Genomic DNA, 22990 nt, shown 5'->3' with positions numbered 1-22990 from the left:
GGGCGGTCCGGCCGCGGCGGTCAGTTCCTCGCGGTGAGGGCCTTGCTGAAACTCCGCACCGTCGGGTTCTCGATGAGCACCTGCGCGGGGAATCCGCCGAACCGCGTCCGGATCCGCGCCATCATCCGGACGGCGGCCAGCGAGTGGCCTCCGAGCTCGAAGAAGTTGTCGTTCACCCCGATGCCGTCCACGCCGAGGATCTCGCTCCAGATCTCGGCGATCGCCTCCTCGTCCGCGGAGCCCGGGCTCTCGAAGGGGACCGGGAGCTCCGGCCTGGGGTAGCGGGTGCGGGCGGGCTCGGGTTCCGTCCGGTTCAGGCGCGTCCATTGGTCGAAGCGGTGCTCCAGCGGACCGGTGGAGATCGTCAGCTGGCGGACGCGGTCGGCGACGGACAGACAGCGTTCGAGGACCTCGCAGCCCTCGGCCGCGTCGTAGAAGTAGTCCTTCATCGTGACGCCGAGGTCGCCGTGCGGATCCTCGCCCAGGTTCCAGGTGTCCCAGTTGACCGGCAGCCAGCCGCCCAGGGCGCGCGCACAGGCGTCCATGGCGGCGTTGGCCGCGGCGTACGGGCCATAGGCCACACCTCCCAGGACCGCCGCGAGCGACGACATCGTCAGCCGGACCGGCGCCTCGTCCTCGTTCAGCAGTGCGTCCAGGACGCACAGGCCCGTGACCTTCGCGCGGAAGTGGGTCTCGCACACCTCCCGGCCCAGGCTGGGGGCGAAGCCGAAGTACTCCCTGCCCTGGGCCCCTGCCGCGTGGACGACCACGTCGATGGGCCCGAAGCGCGCCCGTGCCTCGGCGAGCGCCCCGCCCATGTCCCGGTGGCTCGCCACGTCGGCCGTGACGGCCAGCACCCCCGTACCGTGCTTCCGCAGCCCCAGCACGGTACGGATGCGCGCGGCGGTCGCGTCGTCCGCGGGGCGGGTGTCCAGCCAGTCCTGCCACTCGCTCTCCGGTGGCAGCGGCGTCCTCGTGGTGAGGACGAGGTTGCAGGACCTGGTGACGGCGAAGTGGTCCGCGAGGGCGGCCCCGACCGTGCCGAGTCCGCCGGTGATCAGGACCGTGGCGCCCGCCGGGACAGTCCGGGCGGGGTCGGTGGCCGGGCCGACGCGCAAGGGGGCGAAGGACCGGACCCAGCGTTCGGTGCCCCGCAGCGCCGCCGGGTCCGTGGGGCCGTCCGCTCCCGTCTCGGCGAGGAGTTCGTCGGCGAGGGCGGCCGGGTCGCCGCCCGCCAGGACATACCCGGCCGGGTCGACGTCGAGGAGCCTGCAGGTGATGTCGCCGAACTCCTGGTTGATCACCGGTTGCAGGCCGGACAGCGTGGCCTGCTGCGGGTTCCGCAGGTCGCCGCCCGTCACCTCGGCGGCGCCGTCGGTGCACAGCAGCAGGTCGACCGGGCCGGGCTCGGCGTCCTCCGACAGGGCGCCGACGAGGGCGAGCACCGAGTAGAAGCCGCGCTGCTGGGCCTCGGCGAACACCTGCTCCGCGCTGCCGTCGGGGGCGGCCTGCAGGCTCAGGGCGTGCAGCACGCTGCGGGGGCGCCCGAGTTCGGCGACGGCGCTCACGAAGTCGGCCCGCGAGCAGGGGTCGATGTCGCGCACCGGGAGCCCCGCTGTGCCGGTCCGTGTTCCGCCGTCCTGCCCCGCCGGGCGGAACAGGACCACCTCGACTCCCAGTTCGGCGAGCCGCCGGGCGGCCTCGGCTCCCGGCCCGTCCGCCGCCACCACCCACCAGGGGCCCCGCTCCCCGAGGCTCTCCGCGTCCGGTCCGCGCAGCAGCGGCACGGAGCGCCACGAGGGGCAGGAGAACCAGTCGGCCATGTCGGGCAGCCGGCCGACGGGCGCTCCCCCGCCGGGCGAGAGGGCGGCCGCCGCGGCGCCCGGCAGTCCGGCGGGCAGGTCCGCCGGTTCGAGGAAGTACCGTCCTCGCTCGAACGGGTAGGTGGGCAGCGGCACGCGCCGCCGCGGTCCGTCGTGCAGCGTCGGCCAGTCGACGTCGGCACCCGCCAGCCAGTGCTCCGCGGCAAGCCGGGGGCCGGTGGGCCGGTACGTCTCACCGGAGGGTGTCACCGGTCCGGCGGTGACGATCCGGCCCGGGTCGGCGAGGGCGTCGAGCGCGTCCTCGATGCCGGAGCACACGACGGCCATGCGGTACGGGAAGCCGGTGCGGCTGACCTGGAGGGTGTACGCCACGTCGGCGAGCCCGCAGTCGTCGGCCGGCAGCTCGCGCAGATGAGCGCGCAGCCGCCGCACCGCCGTGTCCAGGGCGGACCGGGTACGGGCCGACAGCACCAGCAGGTGCGGCCCGGGTGCCGCGGGCACCCGGGGGCGCTCCGGAGCCTCTTCGAGTACGACATGGACGTTCGTGCCGCCGGCGCCGAAGGAGTTGACCCCGGCCCGGCGGGGGTGGTCCGCGCGCGGCCACGGCCGGTCCGCGGTCAGCACGGTGAACCGGTCACCGGCTGCCGCGAGTGCCGCGTTGGGCGTGCGGAACCCCCTGGTCGCGGGGAGGACCCGGTGGTGCAGCGCCAAGGTCGCCTTGATCAGCCCGGCCACTCCGGAGGCCCGGTCCAGATGCCCGATGTCCGGTTTGAGGGACGACAGCACCCGGGGGGTCCTGGGCACCACGAGGTAGGCCCGGTCGACGGCCGCCAGTTCGATGGCGTCGCCGAGCCGTGTGCCCGTGGCATGGCACTCGACGTAGTCGACGGTCTCCGGTTCCACGTCCGCCACGGCGAGCGCGTAACCGATCACCGCGCTCTGGCCGTCGACTCCGGGGGCGGAGAACCCGGCGCGTGCGGCACCGTCGTTGTTGATCGCGCTGCCCAGTACGACCGCCCAGACGTGGTCGCCGTCCCTGCGGGCGTCGGCCAGTCGCTTCATGACGACCACCCCGACACCGTTGCCCATCACGGTGCCGTCGGCGTCGGCGTCGAGGCTGCGCACCACGCCGTCGGGCGAGGTGATCGAGCCCTCCTCGAACCGGTAGCCCGTCGGCACCGGATCGAAGATCGCCGCGCCGCCCGCCAGTGCGACGTCGCAGTCGTACGTCAGCAGGCTCTGCGCCGCCAGGTGCACGGCGACCAGCGAGGTCGAGCAGTTGGTCTGGACGCCCACCACCGGGCCGGTCAGGCCGAGTTTGTAGGCGACCAGCGTGCACAGCGAGTCCGAGGTGGTGCCCATGCCGTACTGCTCCAGGGTGATGGTGGACATCACCTCCGGACGGACCAGGACATGGCGCATGCCGTACTGGCTGGGAGCAACTCCGCCGAAGACGCCGACCTGCCCGGGCACGGCGCTGGGGCGGTAGCCGGCGCCCTCCAGCGCCTCCCAGCAGCACTCCAGGAACATCCGGTGCTGCGGGTCGGCGACCTCGGCCTCCCGCGGGCTGTAACCGAAGAACGACGCGTCGAACAGGTCGGTGTCCGCGAGCGGCGCCCCGCGGCGCACGTACCGCGGATCGGCCTGCAGGGCCGGGGGTACCCTGGCCGCGGCCAGCTCCTCCTGGGTGATGTCCCGGATGCCGCCCGCGCCGCGGGTCAGGTTGCTCCACAGCTCGTCCGTGCCGCTCGCTCCGGGGAAGCGGCCGGACATTCCGACGATGGCCAGCCGCTGCTCGTCGTCGCTCACGCGCCCTCCGTCTCCTGGGTCCTGGTACGCCGCAGGCTGCGCCGGCGGCGGTCGCTGCGGGTGCGGTCCTCCGCCGCCGTGTCCACAGCCCCGGTCCGCGCGCCGGCGGTCTCCTGCGGGGCCAGCAGCCTCGCCAGCCTGGCCACCGTCGGTGCTTCGTAGAGCACGTGCGGGGCCAGTTCGTCGATCGACAGCCGTCGCCGGATCCGCGCCATCACCTCCATGCCGATCAGGGAACTGCCGCCGAGGTCGAAGAAGTTGTCGTCGGCCCCGAGTTCGCTGAGGCCCAGCAGGTCGGACCAGATCTCGGCAATCGCCTCCTGTGCCTCGCCGGACGGGGGCACGAACGCGGTCACCAGGTCCGGACGGGGGTGGCGGACCCCCGTTTCCGGTCCGGGTCCGCGCCCGCCGACCAGGGCGACGGTGAAGTAGCGGCTGAGCCGCTCCATCTCGGAGAAGTCCTGGGTGTTGACCACGACATAGGGCTGGTCCTGGGCCAGGGCCCGCAGCAGGCTCCGCCAGCCGGCGTCGAAGCCGATGCCGAACTTCTCCCGGTTGGTGCGGAAGAACTCCTGGACCTCCGCGTCGTAGCCGGCCAGTCCGGCCGACCAGGCGTTCCACTCCCACTCGCCCCAGCCGATCGTGACGGTCCTCCGCCGTCCGCCGCGCGCCGCGGCGGCTTCGGCGTAGGAGTCGAGGAAGGCGTTGGCGGAGCTGTAGTCCACCTGCCCCGGGCCGCCGCCGGTCGCCGAGGTGATCGAGGAGAACAGCAGCAGGAAGTCCAGCGGCACGCCGTCGAGTGCCCGTTCCAGGGCCAGGGTCCCGCCGATCTTGGGTGCCATCACCTTCCGCATCTCCGCGGTGGTCTTGAACTGCATCAGCCCGATGCCGGGCAGACCGGCGGCATGCAGCACCCCGTGCAGCGCGCCGAACCGGTCCAGAGCGGTCCGTACGGCCCGTTCGGCGTCGGCGGGGTCACTCACGTCGCCGGTGACGACTGCCACCTCGGCGCCCAGCTCCTCCAGCCGGAGCACACCGCTCAGACGGCGCCGCACCTCGTCGCCGGCCGCGGGATCGTCGAGCGCCGCTCGCCAGGTGTCGCGCGGCGGCAGTCCGGTCCGGCCGAACAGGACCAGCCGAGGCGCCCGGCAGTCCCGGGCGAGCCGCTCGGCCATGGCCAGTCCGATGCCGCCGAGACCGCCGGTGATCAGGTAGACACCGTCCTCACGGAGTCCGCGCCGGGTGTCGTCACCGGTCGCGGCCTCGGTGTCCGGGAGGGTTTCGTAGTCCGGCAGCCAGCGCCGGCCGTTGCGGAGTGCCACGACCGGTTCCCGCTCGCCGTCACCGAGTTCGGCCGCGATCCGTCCGGCCAGAGCCTCGGCGCCCCCGGGGGACGCCGGTTCGACGTCGATGAGGCGGCAGGAGACCTCCGGGTACTCCAGCGGGATGCCACGCACGGGGCCGCTGACCGTGCTCAGCTCGGGGCGCAGCCGCTCGGTGCCGGTCACCTCCCTGGTGCCGCAGGCGACGACGTCCAGCGACCACTTCTCGGCTCCGACGTCGGCCGCGGCCGTGGCGAGCGCAACGAGCGTGTCGGTGCCGTACACCAGCGCGGTCTCCACCTCCCGCGGGCCGGGCACGGGGTCCTCGCCCGCGGGGACACCGAGGGGCCAGAGGTGGACGATCCGGTCGGGCAGGCCGCCTCGGTCCCGCAGGCGGCGCATCAGCTCACGGATCTGCGGGGCGTCGCCGGGCCGGACCCGGTACTCCCCGTCCGCCTCGCCGAGTTCCTCCGCGTCCAAGGAGGGCCGGACGAGCACGACGCTCCCGCCGGCCCCGGTGAGCCTGCGGACCAGGGGGCGGCAGATCTCGTCGGCCGCTCCGTCGTCCGTCAGGACCAGCCAGCGGCAGGCGGGCAGACCGCCGGGGCGCGGTGCGGTCTGCCGCCACACGAGGGTGTGCAGCCACTTCTCCTCCGGCAACAGAGGAAGGGGGGTGGCCTTCACGTCGTCCAGCCGCACCTGGGTCACATCGGCCGGGACGACGACGGCGCGAGCGGCTGCGGGGCGGGCGGGGGCCGGTTCCAGCCAGTACTCCTGGCGCTGGAACGCGTAGGTGGGCAGGGGGGTACGGCGCGCATCGCGGCCGCGCTGGTAGGCGTCCCAGTCCACGTCGACCCCGGCCAGCCACAGCCGGGCCACGGTCTCGGTGACGGTCTCGTCGTCCGGGCGGGTCTCGGCCGCCGACGGCAGGGTCGGCACCACCAGGGGCCAGCGGTCGCGCGGGCAGTCCGGGTGGACCCGGGCCATGGCGCCCAGCGACTGACCGGGCCCCAGCTCCAGCAGCACCGGGTCCGGCTCGGCGAGCAGGCGGGAGAGGCCGTCGGCGAACCGCACGGTCGAGCACATGTGCCGCGCCCAGTAGGCCGGGTCGGCCACCAGGTCGTGGGTGACGATCTCACCGGTGAGGTTGGAGACGTACGGGCGTTCCGGCGCCGCCGGCCGCAGGTTGGCGGCGGCCCACGCGGTGAGCTCGTCGCGCACGGGCTCCAGCATCCGCGTGTGGAAGGCGTGCGTGGTCGCCAGCCTCCGGCCGGGTACGCCGGAGCGTTCGAGCCGGGCGGCGAAGGCGTCGACCGCGTCGCACGGGCCGCCGACCACGGTCTGTTCCGGTCCGGTGATCACCGAGATGTCGAGGCCGAGGTCCGTGACCGCCCCGAAGCGCTCGGCGAGTCGTGCGGGCGACAGCGGCACGGCGAGCATCGCACCGGCCGGCAGCTTCCCGATCAGCCGGGCGCGGAAGGCGACCAGGCGCAGGGTGTCGGACAGGCTCAGCACCCCGGCGAGGCAGGCCGCGACGTACTCCCCCAGGCTGTACCCGAGCATCGTCCGGGGCTCCACTCCCCAGCTCGTCACGAGACGGGCGAGGGCGTAGTCGGTGATGAACGCGGCGGGCTGGGCGAGTTCGGTGCGGGCCAGTTCGGCGGCCGCCTCGTCCGTGTCGGGGGTGTCCCGGCCGAGCATGGCCGCCAGGGTGTCGCTCCCGCCGTGGGGCCGGCGCCGGGGTGCGGTCAGCAGCCGGACGAGGTCGGCGCCGAACGGGTCCCCGAGCAGGGCGGCGCACTCGTCCACCGCGGCCCGGAATTCCGGCTCCCGCCGGTACAGCTCGCCGACCATGCCCGGGTACTGCTCCCCGACGCCCGCGAACAGGAAGTCGACCGGACGGCCGGCCGCGGGGTCGGCGCGCCGCATCAGCCCCTCGACGGCGGTGCCGGGTGCGGCGCGCAGGGCGTCCAGTGAGCCGGTGACCCACACCCGGCGGTGTTCGAACCGTTCGCGTCCGGCCTGCAGGGTGTAGGCCACGTCCAGCGGCGACGGAACCGTCTCCGTGCCGCGCAGGTACTCCCGCAGACGGGTGACGGCCCGGTCGGCGGCCGTCTCGCAGCGCGCGGACACCGGCAGGATCTCGTAGCGGCGGCCGGTGGCGTCCTCGTCGCGGTGCGGGGGCTCGGGCGGTTCCTCGATCACCACGTGGACGTTGGTTCCGCCCATGCCGAGGGAGTTGAGGCCCGCGATGCGCGTGCGGCCCTCGGTGACCCGCCACGGCGTCGGTTTCACGTTGACGTAGAACGGACTGTCCGCGAAGTCGATCTCGGGGTTGGGGCTGCTGAAGTTGAGGCTCGGTGGGATGGTCCGGTTCTTCAGGGTCAGCACCGTCTTGATCAGACCGCTCGCTCCGGCGGCAGCGCCCAGGTGGCCGATGTTCGTCTTGACCGAGCCGACCGGACAGTACTGCCTCCGTCCGGTGTCGCCGAACGCCCGGGTGAGCGCGGCGATCTCGATGGGGTCACCGAGCGGGGTGCCGGTGCCGTGCGCCTCCACGTAGCCGATGTCCTCGGCGGTGACGCCGGCGGACGTCATGGCATCCGCGACCACGGTGGCCTGCCCGACGACGCTGGGGGCGGTGTAACCGACCTTCAGCGACCCGTCGTTGTTCACCGCCGAACCCCGGATGACCGCGTGCACGGTGTCGCCGTCGGCGCGGGCTTGGTCGAGCGGTTTCAGCAGGACGACGCCGACTCCGTCGCCGAAGAGCGTGCCCTGGGCGCCGGCGTCGAAGGCCCGTACCCGCCCGTCGGGCGACTCCATGCCGCCGGGCAGGTACTGGTGTCCCACCCGGTCGGGTACGTGGATGCCGACGCCGCCCGCGAGGGCCATCTCGCACTCCCCGGAGCGCAGGCTCTGGCAGGCGAGGTGCAGGGCGACCAGGGCCGTGGAACAGAACGTCTGCACGGACATGCTCGGGCCGGTCAGCCCCAGCCGGTAGGACACGTCGGTGGACAGGGAGTCCTTGTCGTTGCCGATGACGGCACCGTAGACGTCGGCCTCCCCCGCGTCGGCCAGATCGCCGGCCTGGAGCATCAGGTACGTGCTGAAGTTGGCCCCGGCGAACACGCCCACCCGTCCGCGGCCCCGGCTCGCGCCGTAGCCGCCGCTCTCCAGCGCCTCCCAGCAGCACTCCAGGAAGAGCCGGTGCTGCGGATCGGTCTTCGAGGCGTCGCGCGGGCTGTAGCCGAAGAAGCCCGCGTCGAAGGAGCGGATGTCGTCCAGGACCGGGCGGGCTGGCACGTAGTCCGGGTCGCTTATCTGTTCGGGCGTGAGGCCGGAGGCGAGCAGGTCCTCCTCGGAGAACCAGCTGACGGACTCGACCCCGTTGCTGAGGTTGTGCCAGAACGTGTCGATGTCGGGGGCTCCGGGGAACCGGCCGGTCATACCGATGACCGCGATGGGCGGGACACCGCCGGGCTGTGCGGACCCGGCAGGCGCCGGGCGCCGGGCGGGTTCCTTACGGGGCGGTGCGGCGGGGGCGGTCGCGCCTTCGATCACCTGCGCCATCGCGTGCACGGTGGGTGCCTCGAACATCGTCACCGGGGACACGGCGATGCCGAACTCCTCACGGATGCGTTTGACGAGCTGGAGCACCATGAGGGAGGTGCCGCCCAGTTCGGCGAAGTTGTCGCGTGCGCCGACGCCGTCGACGCCGAGGAGCTCTCCCCACAGTTCGGCGAGCCGGCGCTGCGTGCCGCCGGACGGTGGGACGTACTGCTGGGCGAGGTCCGGCCGGGGGAAGCGCCGGTCGGCCGGGCGGGCGGGCTCCGTGGCGGGCGCGGTGCGCCGCTCGACCCACTCGTCAAGGCGGGCGGGCAGGTCTCCGGCGCAGACGACGGTGCGCGGCAGCGGCCGGGTCAGGATCTCGTCGAGCGCGGCCAGCGCCGTCCGCTCCGACAAGGAGTACCGCGCCAGCGACCCCCCGTACGGGGCGGCCTCGGTGAGTCCGGCGGCGGTGGACGGCCAGGTGTCCCAGTTGACGGCCAGCCAACGGGTGGTGTCCTCGCGGTGGCGGTGGACGAGGACGTCCAGGAAGGAGTTGGCCGCCGCGTAACTGCCGAAGCCGATGCCGCCGAGCACAGCGGACATCGAGGAGAACAGCAGGCAGAAGCCCACCGGGAGGTCGGCGAGCACGCGTTCGAGGACCAGTGCGCCGTCGGTCTTGGCGTGGAAGTGCGCGTCGCGTTCCTCCGGGCCGAGCCCGGACAGCGGGCTCAGCGTGGTCGGATCGGTGACCGCGGCCAGGTGCAGCACGCCGTCCAGACGGCCGTGGCGTTCCACGATGCCGGTGACCAGATCGCGCAGTTGCCGTTCGTCGGTGACGTCGGCGGCGACGGCCTCCGCCTCCACCCCGAGACCGGCCAGCCTGCGCAGGCCGTCGACGCGGGCGCGCACGGTGGGATCGGTGACCTGGTCCCACTGCGACCGGGGCGGCAGGGCGTTGCGCGCGGTGAGGACGAGTCGCACGCCGCGGGTCCGTCCGAGGTGTTCCGCCAGCAGCAGGCCGACCGGACCGAGGCCGCCGGTGATCAGACAGACGCCGCCCTCGCGGGGCAGGACCGCGTCCGGGGCGTCCTGCGGGTCGGCGGGTACGTGGTCGAGGGTCAGCCTCGTGCCGTCACGCAGGGCGACGACGCGCTCGTCACCGCCGAGTTCGGCGTGCAGGGCGGCCGCGACGGCTTCCGGCGTGTCGATCCGTGTCACCACGTCCACGGTCCGGACCTGCAACGAGGGGTACTCCTGCGGTGCGACCAGGCAGGGACCGAACACGGTGGCGCGTTCGGGAACCGGCTGGTCGCCGTCGCGTACGGCGCGCGCGGAGTCGGTCACCACCAGCAGGGACACCGGGAGGCCGGCGTCGCCGAGCGCGGCCGTCAGGGCCCGCATCGCATCGAAGCCCGTCTCACGGGTGTGCGCGGGATCGGCGAGTTCCCGGTCCAGGCCCCACAGGTGGACGACTGTGCCGGGCGCCTCGGCGGTCTCCAGCAGCCGCCGGTAGTCGTCCTGTTCGCCGGGGCGGACCGTGCGGCCCGTGCCGGTGCGCCCCGCGGGCCGTACGAGCAGAGGTTCCCGCCCCTCAGCGGCGAGACGCCCGGCGAGCGTGTCGGCCACCCCGCGGTCGTCGGCGAGGATCCACACCGGGGCGGCGACGGGGGCCGGGGCCTCGGGGAGGGGCCGGGTGGTCCAGCGCGGCACGAACAGTCCCTCACCGGCCGCTTCCCCGTCCTCGGTCCCTGCTCCGGGCGTGTCTTCGGGAGTGCCCGCGGTCGTCCGCGACGACGGCGTCCGGGCGTCGGAGGTCGCGGCGGGTACGGCGGGAGCGGGGTCGATCCAGTACCGCTCGCGCTGGAACGGGTACTGCGGAACGGAGACCTTCCGGGGGTTCCTGTCCTCGTGGTAGGCGTGCCAGTCGATGTCCACGCCCGCGAGCCACAACCGGGCCAGCGCCTCGGTCAGCACGGACTGGCCGGTGGCCGGGTCGGCCTGGGCGGGCAGGGTGGGCAGCAGCAGCGGCCAGCGGTCGCGCGGGCACCGGGGATGGTTGCGGGCCATGGCGCCGAGGGACTGGCCGGGCCCGATCTCCAGCAGCACGTCGTCGCCGTCGGCGAACAGGTGGGAGAGCATGTCGGAGAACCGGACGGTGCGGCACATGTGCTCGGCCCAGTAACCGGGGTCCTGCAGTTGCCGTTCTGTGACGGGCGCCCCCGTCACGTTGGACAGGTACGGGATCCGGGGCGCTTTCGGACGCAGTTCGGCGCGTGCCCACGCGGTGAGTTCGGGCGCGGCCGGGCGCAGGGTCGCTGAGTGGAAACCGTGCGTCGTACGCAGCGCCCGGGCGGGCACGCCGCCTTCGGTCAGCCGCTCGGAGAACCCGGCCACGGCGTCGGCGGAACCGGACAGCACGGTGAGGGCCGGGCCGTTGACGGCGGCGATGTCCACACCGGTCCCGGCGAGCGGTCCGAACCGTTCGCTCAGCTCGGCGACGGACAGCGGGACGGCGGTCATGGCCCCGGCGGGCAGTTGCGCGATGAGCTGTGCGCGGATCGCGGTGAGGGAGGCGGCCTCCACAAGGGTGAGGCTGCCGGCCAGACAGGCTGCCGCGAACTCGCCGACGCTGTATCCGAGCAGCACCCGGGGCTGCACTCCCCAGGACATCAGCAGCCGTCCGAGTGCGTAGTCGGCGGCGAACATCGCGGGCTGGATGATCTCGGTGGCATCGGTACCGGCGGTGGCGGACGGTTCGTCCGTGCGGCCCAGCAGGCTCGCGAGGTTCGGGGAACCGGACTCACGCTCGCCGAGCAAGACGTCCACCGGGTTGGTGCCGAGCCGGTCCTGGAACACCTCGGCACACTCGTCGACCGCCGCCCGGAACGCGGGTTCGGTGCGGTACAGGCCGCCGATCATGCCCTGGTAGTGCTCGCCGACCCCGGCCAGCAGGAAGCCGGTCCGCCGCCGTGCGGTGTCCCGGCGGGCGAACACCCGGTGGGGGGCGTCCTCCCCCAGCGCCCGTAAGGCGTCCCCGGCCGACGAGACGACGGCGGCCCGGCGGTGGTCGAAGACGGCACGGCCGGTCTGGAGGGAGTAGGAGACGTCGGCGAGCCGGTTCCTTCCCCGCTCCTGCTCCTGCTCCTGCTCCTGCTCCTGCTCCTGCTCCTGCTCCTGCTCCTGCTCCTGCTCCTGGGAAAGGTCCTCGGCCAGGTCCCGGAGGTCTCCCGTCAGCCGGTCCGCCGCATCCTGCGTGCGGGCGGACCACACCAGCAGCTGGTGCTCGCGGGGCGCGGGCCGGAGCGCGGCGTCCGGTACGGGGGCCTCCTCCACCACGACGTGGGCGTTGGTGCCGCCCATGCCGAAGGCGCTGACCCCGGCCCGTCGCGGCCTCTCGGTCCGGGGCCAGGGGCGCAGGCTCGTCACCACCTCCAGCCGACCGTTGGAGCGCTCCAACTGGGGGTTGGGCCGCTCGAAGTTGAGCGTCGGCGGGATCTCCTCGTGGTGCAGCGCCAGCGCGGTCTTGATCAAGCCGGTCACGCCGGCCGCCCGGTCCAGGTGGCCGACGTTGGTCTTCACCGAGCCGATCGCGCAGCGGGTGACCCCGTCGACGCCGAAGACGCGCTGGAGCGCGGCGATCTCGATGGCGTCACCGAGATTGGTGGCGGTGCCGTGCGCCTCCACGTAGTCGATGTCGGCCGGGGAGAGTCCCGCGCTGGCCAGCGCCTCGGCCATCACGGCGGACTGGCCGCGGACACCTGGAGCGGTGAACCCGACCTTGTTGGCACCGTCGTTGGTGACGGCCCAGCCCCGGATGACGCCGTAGACGCGGTCCCCGTCGGCAAGCGCGTCCTCCAGTCTGCGCAGCGCCACGACGCCGACGCCACTGCCCACCGGTGTGCCTTGGGCGGAGGCGTCGAAGGCCCGGCATCTGCCGTCCGGGGAGGACATCCCCGCCTCCTGGTACAGGTAGCCCACCCGGTGGGGCACGAACACGGACACCCCGCCGGCCAGCATCATGTCTGCCTCGCCGCTGACGAGGGCCGTGCAGGCCAGGGAGACGGCGACCAGCGAGGTGGAGCAGTAGCTCTGCACGCTGTAGCAGGGACCGGTGAGGTCGAGAGCGTAGGCCGCCCGGGTCGCGAGGGAGTCCTTGTCGTTGGCGAGTCCGATCTGTGTCTCGCCGACGCTCTCGGAGAGGTCGGGCCGGGTGTTCAGGTTGTTCAGCAGGTACCAGCTGATGCCGGTGCCGGCGACCACGCCAATCGTGCCGTCGAAGCGCGCGGGGTCGGCCCCGGCGTCCTCCAGCGCGTGCCAGGCGCTCTCCAGGAACAACCGCTGCTGCGGATCGAGCAGTTGCGCCTCCTTGGGGGTGTAGCCGAAGAACCCCGCGTCGAACAGCTCGATGCCGTCGAGCACCGATCCGGCCCGTACGTACGCCGGGTCACGGAGCAGCTCCTCGGGGACACCCGCGGCCCTCAGTTCCTCCTCGGTGAAGCGTGTGATGGTGTCCTTGCCCGCCCGGATGTTGTGCCACAGGGTTCCGACCCCGTCGGCTCCGGGGAACCTGCCCGCCATGCCGACGAGGGCGATGTCCGTGCCGGACTCCCCGGTCTGCGGCTCGGCCTCGTTCGTCTGCCAGCTCACTTGCCCGTCCTCCTGCGCTTGATGGCGGAAGTGGCGGCCTGGGACCGGCGTCGCCGCCCGCGTGCCGCACCGTTCTCCTCGGTGTCCTGCTGCCGGGTTGTGGGGGTGTCACCGCTCGCACCGCCGTCGGGGCGTGCCGCGTCGAGGAGCTCGGCGAGCTGCGCCACGGTGGGATGTTCGAAGAGGCTCGCCGCCGCCAGCTCGGTGCCGAACTCGGCGCCCAGCCGGTTCACCACCGCCAGGCCGACCAGGGAGGTCCCCCCGAGTTCGAAGAAGGGGTCGTGCACCCCCACCTGCTCCATGCCGAGCAGGTCCTGCCAGACGCGGGCGACCCTGCGTTCGGTCTCATTGCGCGGGGCGGTCCAGGGGACCCGCAACTCCGGCCTGGGATAGCGCTGTTCGCTGCCGCCCGCCGCACCGCCGCTACCGGTCAGCGCCTCCGGGTCGGCCAGCGTCCGCATCTCCGCGACGAGATCGTCCAGGGGCTGGTTGAGGGCGTAGAGGTGGGCGGGGCCGGCCGCGACCGCTCGGCCGAGTGCGGCTGTGCCCTCCTCCTCGGTGAAGCCGAACTCCTCCCGGCTGCGCCGCGCCCGCTCCAGCAGTCCGGGGGCGGCGGCATAGGCCTTGGCCTGCCACCGGTCGTGCTGCCAGGCGCCCCACCCCACGGAGACGACCCGGTGCGCCACCCCGCCCGTCCCGTCCTCGGCGGTCGCGAAGGCATCGAGGAAGGCGTTCGCCGCCCCGTAGTCGCCCTCGCCGTGTCCTCCGACCGCGGTGACGGTGGAGGAGTACAGGACGAACAGCTCGGGCGGGTCGGACCGCAGCGCGTCCGCGACGGCAAGGGTTCCGGCGATCTTGGGGGCGAGGACGGCGGCGGACTCCTCCTTCGTCCTGCTCTGCAGCAGCCCTCCCCCGGGCACGCCCGCCGTGTGGACGACGCCGTACAGTGCGCCGAAGCGTTCGCGTACGGTGCGGAAGGCTGCGGCGGCCTGCGCCGGGTCGCTGATGTCCGCGGTCACCGGGAGCACCTCGGCCCCGGCCGCCCGCAGTTGACGGACGGCCAGCAGAATTCGGCTGATCGGGTCGTCGGGACGGTGCGCCTGGAGCCACCAGTCCCACATCTCCGGCTCGGGCAGCTCCGTCCTGCCGATCAGAGCGAGTCTGGCCCCCATCGGGGCGAGCCTGCGCGCCAGGGCGAGGCCGAGACCGCCGGTTCCGCCGGTGATGGCGTAGACGCCGCCGGGCCGCCAGACCTGGCTGTCGGAGACCTCCGGCAGACGGACCGGCTCCAGGTCCGGCAGCCAGCGCCGGCCCCGCCGCCAGGCGCTCAGTACCGCGTCGTCGCTGTCGCCGGCCGAGGTCCACGGCTCGAACTCGCGCAGCAGGTGCCCGGCGGCCGTCTCCGGCCGCTCCGCCGGGTCCAGGTCGACGCAGCGGCAGTGCATGCGCGGGTACTCCACGACGAGCGAGCGGGTCAGCCCCACGGCCGGGGCCGACAGCGGGTCCACTTCCTCGCCGCCCAGGACGTCGAACGCGCCCGCCAGTCCGACGACCACCTCCACATCACGGCCCGGCATGACCCGGCCGACCGCCTGGGCCAGCCACAGGATGCTGTAGAAGCCGTTGTCGAGGGCCGTGCGCGGATTCCGGCCCCGGCCGACGGCGCGTGCGTGGTCGTGGTCGTAGGCGTGCACCACCCACAACGGCCCGGACACCGTGCTCAGTTCCGTCAGCAGACGTTCGTAGTGCTCGGGCCGGGTGGGGTCGAGGGTGACGGCACCCTTCCGGGAGAGATAGGTCTCCCCGGGCTCCGCCAGGACGACCGTGTGCCCGGCGGCCTCGGCCCGTTCGGCCAGTGGCCCGCCGAGACCGGACCGCTCGGCCAGCACCAGCACGGTTCCGGGCTCCGCCGGGACGGCGGCGGGCCGGGGGTCGTGGCGGCGCCAGGTACGGGCGAGGAAACGGGTGCCGCGCTCGCCCGGCTCGGTGTCGCGGCGGGTCTCCCTCCCGGACGCCGCCCTGTCGGCCGGAGACGCGGCGGGCATCGGCCAGTAGCGGGCGCGCCGGAAGCGGTACGAGGGCAGGCGCAGCAACCGGCGCCGGCCGGAGGAGGTGGCGCCGTCGGCGCTGTTCCCGCTGTCGGCAAGGTCGGCGCGGTCGGCGCTCCAGTCGACCGTGAGGCCCAGTTCCCAGAGTCGGCTCAGTGCCGACAGCCAGGTGCGGCGTCCGGTGTCCTCGTCCGATGGGGGCAGCAACAGGACCGGCGGCTCCGGGCTCGCCCCGTCCGGCGTGGGGAGCGGACCGTCGTACGTGCCCGGACCCGCCTCGACCAGGACGCTCGCGTACGGTGCGAGCGTGTCGGCGCCGCCGGCCGTGTCGCGGGCGGTGGCCGCCTTCGCCCAGTACTCGGGGTCGACCGCCTCTTCGGCGGTGAGGAGTTCGCCGGTCACCGCCGAGACCACGTTGACCCGCGGTTCCCGGAAGGTCACCGACGCCGCGTGTGCGCTGTCCACGACCAGGGACATGGCGTCCGCGAGGCCGCACACTCCGGCGAGACAGGCCGCCGCGTACTGTCCGGCGCCGCACCCCATGAGCACGGACGGGGCGAGCCCGTACGCCTCCAGGAGCCGGGCCAGTGCGTACTCGACGGTGAAGCCGGCAAGTTCGGCCCCGGCCGCCGAGGATCCGGCCGCCGGTCCGTTCCCCGCCGCGTCGTCGGCATCCTCGGCGGGTCGCCGGTCCAGACCCAGGCTGCCCCTCAGGTCGACGCCGAACCGTCCGGCGGCCAGGTCGGCGCACGCGTCGACCGCCGCCCGGAACGCCGGTTCGGTGCGGTACAGCTCACCGATGCCGCCCGGCCGTTCCCGGCCGCCGGGCAGCACGAGGCCGACGCGGTGGCCGCGCTCGGGGGACACCCGGCCGTCGGCGCCGTCGTCACAGCGCAGTCGCGCGACGGCGTCCGCGAGGTCCCGGCACACCAGGGCCCTGCGCACCGGGAAGGCCGTGCGCCCGGTCCGGGTCGTGAAGGCAGCGTCGGCGAGGCCGAGTCCGGGATGCTCCGCCAGGTGGTCGGCGAGGGCGGCCGCCGCCTCGCGCAGGCTGGCGCTGTTGGTCGCGGACAGGGTGACTATCTCCTCGGCGGACTCCACGGCCGGGTCATCGGCCGGATCCGGCCTGGCCGGTTCGAGCTCGGGGGTCTGTTCGAGCACCAGGTGGATGTTGGTGCCGGACCATCCGAAGGAGCTGACACCGGCTCGGCGAAGCGCGTCGGAGGAGTCCCCGCAAGCGAGAAGGGGCTGCCGCGACCGCGCCGGGCGTACCGGCCCGTCCAGGGTCACCTCCGGATTGGGGTTCTCCAGATGGAGGTTGGCCGGCAGTTCACCGGTCCGCAGCGCCATGACCGTCTTGATGAGGCCCGCCATACCAGCCGAGGTGAGCAGATGGCCGACGTGGGTCTTGACCGCCCCGACCAGCAGCGGCTGTTGTGGGGACCGGCCGCCGAAGACGTCGCGCAGCGCGCTGAACTCGATGGCGTCGCCCAGGCTCGTACCCGATCCGTGCGCCTCCACGAAGCCGATGTCGTCCGGTCCGAGACCCGCGTCGGCGAGGGCGGCGCGCACCACGGACGCCTGTGCCGAACGGCTGGGCGCGGTGAGCCCGTTGCTCTGTCCGTCCTGGGTCATCGCGGACCCGCGGATCACGGCGTGCCCCGGCCGGTGCTCGCGTTCGCTGTCGCGGACGCGCTGCAGGACGACGGCTCCCGCACCCTCACCGGCGACGAACCCGTCGGCACCGACGTCCCACGTCTTGCACCGTCCGTCGGCGGACAACATGCTCATCTTGCAGGCCTGGACGATCGCCTGGGGGTCGATGATCGCGGAGGCGCAGGTCACGACGGCCAGATCACACTCGCCCCGGCGGAGGCTCTGTACGGCCAGGTGCGTGGCGGTCAGTGCCGAGGAGCACGCCGTGTCCACGGTCACGCAGGGGCCACGCAGGTCCAGGTGGTAGGCGATGCGTCCGGCGGCGGCGCTGGAGGACAGGCCGAGGAAGAAGCTGGGGTCGTCGTAGCACGCCGAGCCCTCCGCCTCCAGCTGCCGCCGCTGGTACTGACTGGAGTCGCCGAGGCCGACGAAGACACCGGTCCGGCTGCCGCGCAGCCGCTCCGCCGGCAGGCCGGCGTCCTCCAGCGCCACCCAGACCGTCTCCATGAGAAGCCGGTGCTGGGGGTCCAGCCGGAGGGCCTCCTGGGGGGTGCAGCCGAAGAACTCGGCGTCCCAGTCCGCGAGGTCGGGCACGAAGGAGGCCTTCCTCGTGTACGACTTGCCCGGCACGCCCTTGCGGGGGTGGTAGTAGGCGTCCATGTCCCACCGGTCCGGCGGCACCTCGGACGCGGTGTCCACACCCTCGACGAGGTTCTGCCAGAACCGCTCCGGACTGTCGGCGCCGCCGGGGAAACGGCAGCTCATGCCGACGACGGCGACGGGATCGTCGGACGCGACGGCGGTGACCGGCCTCTCTGCGGCCGGAGCCGGCTCGGATCCGTCCGTGAGCTGCTGGTGGAGATGCCTGGTGAGGGCGAGGGGGGTGGGGTGGTCGAAGGTGAGGGTGGCCGGCAGTCGCAGGCCGGTGGCCTGGGAGAGACGGTTGCGCAGCTCGACGGCGGTCAGGGAGTCGAAGCCCAGCTCGGTGAAGGCCCTGGCCGCCTCCACGGTGGTCCCCGGTGCATGGCCGAGAACGGTGGCCACCTGCCGTGACACCTGGTCGAGCAGGTACCGCTCCTGTTCGGGGGCGGTCAGCCCGGCCAGCTTCCGCCGTACCTTCTGGGCACCGTCCGACTCGCCTTCGCTGTCGGCGGTCCGCCGGCCGGTTCCGGCCGGCCGGGCCAGTACGCTCAGGAGCGGCGGCACCTCACCGGTCCGTGCCAGGCCCGCGAGGTTCAGCTTCGCCGGCACCATCACCGGAAGGTTGTGCGCCAGCGCGGCGTCGAGGAGGCCCAGTCCCTCCTCCGGGGTCATCGCGGCCACGCCGGCGCGGGCGAAGCGTTCACGGTCAGTCGCGTTCAGCCCGCTGGTCAGCCCGCTGCCCTGCCCCCACCATCCCCAGGCCAGGGACACGCCCGGCAGTCCGGCGGCCCGGCGTTCCGACACCAGCGCGTCGAGCACGGCGTTCGCCGCCGCGTAGTTGCCCTGTCCCGGGCCGCCCAGCACTCCGGCGGCCGACGAGAACACCACGAACAGGGCCGGGTCCAGGTCCCGGGTCAGCTCGTGCAGGTGGTAGGCGGCGTCGACCTTCGGCGCGAACACCCGGTGGATCCGTTCCGCGTCCAGCGCTTCCACCACGCCGTCATCGAGGGCGGCCGCGCAGTGGACCACGCCGGTCAACGGGTGTTCGACCGGTATCCCCGCCAGCACCGCGGCCACGGCGTCGCGGTCGCTCACATCGCACGCGACCAGCTCGGCCGTGGCCCCGGCCGCCGCCAGCTCCGCACTCAGCTCCCGCGCGCCGGGGGCGTCGGCGCCACGCCGGCTCACCAGCACCAGGTGCCGCACTCCGTGGCGGGCCACCAGGTGCCGGGCCACCAGGCCGCCCAGGTCGCCCGTGCCCCCCGTGACCAGCACCGTGCCCTCGGGGTCCGGCGCGCGGTCCACGGTGAGGGCGATCTTGCCGGTGTGGCGGGCCTGGGCCATGAAGCGGAAGGCCTCGGGTGCCTGACGCACGTCGAAGAGCGTGGCCGGCAGGGGCGTCAGCACGCCTCGTTCGAACAGCTCCATCAGCTCGGCCAGGATCTCGGCGACCCTGTTCATACCGCCGTCGAGCCCGTCGTAGGCCCGGTACCGGACTCCGGGATGCCGGGTTGCCACCTGTTCGTCGTCGCGGATGTCGGTCTTGCCCATCTCCAGGAACCGTCCGCCGTCGGCAAGGAGGTTCAGCGAGGCGTCCACGTACGCGGCGGTCAGGGAGTTGAGCACCACGTCCACTCCCCTGCCGCCGGTGGCGGCCCGGAAGCCCTCCTCGAAGTCCAGCGTCCGGGACGAGGCGATGCGCTCCGCCGGTATGCCCAGCTCGCGCAGGACGCGCCATTTGGGAGGGCTCGCCGTGGCGAACACCTCCGCCCCGAAGTGGCGGGCGAGTTGGAGCGCGGCCATGCCCACGCCACCGGCGGCGGCGTGGACGAGCAGCGACTCCCCGCGCCGGAGTCCCGCGAGGTCGTGCAGTCCGTAGTACGCGGTCAGGAAGACCACCGGGACGGTCGCCGCCCGGGCGAACGACCACTGCTCGGGCATGGGGACCCAGCCGCGCCGGTCGCTCACCACGACGGAGCCGAAGGAGCCGAGACCGATGCCCAGGACCCGGTCGCCGGGCACCAGGTCCGTCACCCCGGATCCGACGTCCAGGACGACACCGGCAGCCTCGGTGCCCAGCAGTCCGACATCGCCGTCGACCAGTCCCAGACCGGCGACCACGTCACGGAAGTTGAGACCGGCTGCCCGCACCGCGACCCGGATGTGGCCCGCGGGCAGGTCCTCCCAGACGTCGTCGGCGGGCAGCCACTGGAGGTTCTCGGCCGAGCCCGCGGACCGCATGCCGACTCGGACCGCGGACCGCTCCCAGGGCGCCGGGCTCAGCTCGTCCGGTGCACAGGGCAGGGTCTCCGACCCGGTGGTCGCCACGAGCCGGGGCGCGTGGACGCCGTCCGCGCGCAGGGCGCACTGCGGTTCCCCGGCCGCGAGTGCCGCGGCCAGCAGCTCGGCGGTCGGCCCGGCGTCCTCGGCCACGTCGACCAGGGTGATCCGGCCGGGGTTCTCCGACTGCGCCGAACGCACCAGCCCCCACACCGCGGCGCTGCCCGCGTCGACCCGTTCGCCGGGGGCCGCCGCGACCCCGGCCGTGGTGAGCACGACGACCCGCGCTCCGGCGTACGACGCGTCCGCCAGCCAGCGCTGGAGGATGTCGAGGGCCTGGCCCGCCGCCGACCGTGCTCCCGCCGCGCCGGTGCCACCGGGGGCCTGCCACACCACGACGCCGGGGGTCTCGTCGTGCCGGCGGGGGGCAGCGGGGACCAGACCGTGCCGGTCCTCTCCCCACACCGTCCAGCCACGGTCGCGGGTGTCCGGCGACGGTGCGTCGGAGTCGACGGCGAGGGGGATCCACGCCTGACGGTAGAGGTGGTCGGCGCGCTGCTGCGCGGTGGCGAGCCGGCCCGTGGGCAGCGGGCGCAGAGTGAGTCCGTCCGCGGTGAGAACGGCCTTCCCGGCCGAGTCGGCGATGTCCACGCGTACGGTTCCGTCGTCGGTGAGGGCCGTGATACGGACGCGGACCCGGAGCGCACCGGTGGCATGCAGCCTTACCCCCGACCACGCGAACGGCAGCCAGGGCGTACCGGCCGCGGCCGCGGGCAGTGCCCCGCCCAGCACGAGGGCGTGCAGCGCCGCGTCCAGCAGGGCGGGATGCAGTCCGAAGGCGGTCGCGTCCGCCTGGCCGCCCTCCGGCAGGGTGACCTCGGCGAAGGTCTCCCGGCCCCGGTGCCAGGCGGCTTCGAGCCCGCGGAAGACCGGCCCGTATGCCAGCCCTCGGGCGGCCAGGTCGTCGTACACCCCGCTGACGGGAAGCGGCACCACGTCCCGGGGAGGCCACACCGTCGCCCAGTCCTCGGCCGTCCCGTCCGGGGACGCGGTGTGCGGCGGGGCGAGCGTGCCGGTGGCGTGACACGTCCAGGCCGCGTCGTCGCGCTGCGGGCGCGCGTGAACCGTCAGGTTCCGGGTACCGTCCTCGGCCGCGTCGCCCACCCCGAGACGCAGCTGCATCGCACCGGTCCCGTCGACCACCAGGGGTACCTGGATGGCCAGTTCCTCCAGCACGGGGCAGCCCACCTCGTCGCCCGCGCGGACGGCCATCTCCGCCAGGCACGCCCCCGGCACGACCACCTGGTCCTGCACCCGGTGGTCGCCGAGCCACGGCTGTTCCCGCAGCGACAGACGCCCGCTGAGCACCAGTCCGCCCGAGCCGGGCACCTCGACCGCCGCGCCCAGCACGGGGTGCCCCAGCCCGGACAGGCCGTAGGCCTGGGCATCGCCCGCCCGGGTGCCGGTGGTCAGCCAGTACCGTTCCCGCTGGAACGCGTACGTCGGCAGCTGGGCCCGCACCGTTCCGCGCCCCTCCCACAGCGCCGCCCAGTCGACGTCCACGCCGCGTACGAACAGCGCGCCCGCGGAGAGCAGGAACTGACGTCTGCCGCCCTCGCCGCGCCGCAGCGTGCCGCCCGTCACCACAGGGCCCGCGGACAGCGACGCGGCGGTGTCCTCGATGGCGGCCGTGATCACCGGGTGCGGGCTGACCTCGACGAAGGCGTCGAAGCCCCGTTCCATCAGCATCCGGGAGACGGCCTCGAACCGCACCGGCTCCCGCATGTTCCGGTACCAGTACCCGGCGTCCAGCTCCGTGCCGTCGATCAACCCGCCCGTCACGGTGGAATAGAAGGGCACATCGCCTCGCCGGGGAACGATCGAGGCGACAGTCTCCAGGAACTCCTCCTCGAAGGGCTCCACGCGCGCGGAGTGCGTGGGAACGGTCGCCGGGACGTAACGGGCTCGTACCCCGTCCTCGGCACAGGAGGCGAGCAGCTCCTGCAGCCCGTCCGGATCCCCCACGACCACCACGGCCGAGGGCCCGTTGACCGCCGCCACGCCCAGCCGGCCGTCCCACGGCACCAGCCGCCGCTCCACCTCCTCCACCGGGAGGGAGACCGACACCAGTCCACCCTGCCCCACCACACGGGTCAGCAGCCGGCTGCGCAGCGCGACCACCGCCGCCGCGTCCTGGAGCGACAGCGCCCCAGCCACGCACGCGGCCGCGACCTCGCCCTGCGAATGTCCCACCACCGCGTCCGGCTCCACGCCCACCGAACGCCACAGCGCCGCCAGCGACACCAGCACCGCGAACAGGGCCGGCTGCACCACGTCGAGCCGTTCCAGGGTCGGCGCCCCCGGGGCGCCGCGCAGCACGTCCATCAGGGACCAGTCGGTGTACGGGGCCAAGGCCTCGGCGCACTCCTCCAGACGGGCCCGGAACACCGGCGAGGACTCGGCCAGTTCCAGCCCCATCCCCGCCCACTGGGATCCCTGGCCGGGGAAGACGAACACCACCCGGCCCCGCTCCACCGGGGGCAGCCCGTCCGCCGTCACCACCCCCGCGGCCGGCTCTCCACTCCGCACGGCTTCGAGCCCCGTCAGCAGATCCGGCCGGTCCGCCCCGACCAGGACCGCCCGGTGTCCCAGGCTCGCCCGGCCGGTCGCCAGGGCCAAGGCGATCTCGTCGGCCCCGGGCGCGGACGGTGCCCCGGCGAACGACGCCAGCCGCTCCGCCTGCGCCCGCAGAGCCGTGGGGGACGCCCCCGACAGCACCCACGGGATCACGTCCGCCGGGGACGCCTCCGGCTCTTGCGGCGTTTCGGCGGCCGACGCCTCCTCCAGCACCACGTGCGCGTTCGTCCCGCCCACGCCGAAGGAGGAGACCGCGGCACGCCGGGGGCGGCCGGTCGTCGGCCAGGGGTGCTCCTCGGTGGCGAGGGCGACGGCCCCGGACGACCAGTCGACATGACTGGACGGCGCGTCGACGTGCAGGGTGCGGGGAACGGTGCCGTGGCGCATGGCCATGACCATCTTGATGACGCCCGCGACGCCGGCCGCCGCCTGGGTGTGGCCGATGTTGGACTTCACGGACCCGAGCCGGAGCGGCCGGCCGGCGGGCCGGTCCTGCCCGTAGGTGGCCAGCAGCGCCTGGGCCTCGATCGGGTCGCCCAGGGTGGTTCCGGTGCCGTGGGCCTCGACGACGTCG

At 73.9% G+C, this 22990-nt stretch carries 3 protein-coding genes; all 3 read right to left on the bottom strand.

Annotated elements, in window-relative coordinates; genetic code table 11:
* Positions 1-20: 20 nt before the first annotated feature.
* Positions 21-3632 carry an SDR family NAD(P)-dependent oxidoreductase gene (locus tag AB0L71_RS21750; protein WP_365245358.1) on the bottom strand — a complete coding sequence of 1204 codons (3612 nt, stop codon included), beginning with the start codon at positions 3630-3632 and terminating at the stop codon, positions 21-23.
* Positions 3629-13153 carry an SDR family NAD(P)-dependent oxidoreductase gene (locus tag AB0L71_RS21745; RefSeq protein WP_365245355.1) on the bottom strand — a complete coding sequence of 3175 codons (9525 nt, stop codon included), beginning with the start codon at positions 13151-13153 and terminating at the stop codon, positions 3629-3631. The genes AB0L71_RS21750 and AB0L71_RS21745 overlap by 4 nt, the downstream gene beginning before the upstream one ends.
* A partial coding sequence (locus AB0L71_RS21740; RefSeq protein WP_365245352.1) for an SDR family NAD(P)-dependent oxidoreductase occupies positions 13150-22990 on the bottom strand: 9841 nt, incomplete at its 5' end. The genes AB0L71_RS21740 and AB0L71_RS21745, both read right to left, overlap by 4 nt.

Source organism: Streptomyces sp. NPDC052052 (assembly GCF_040680455.1).
Lineage (GTDB): Bacteria > Actinomycetota > Actinomycetes > Streptomycetales > Streptomycetaceae > Streptomyces.
This window is presented reverse-complemented; position numbering and strand designations above follow the sequence as displayed.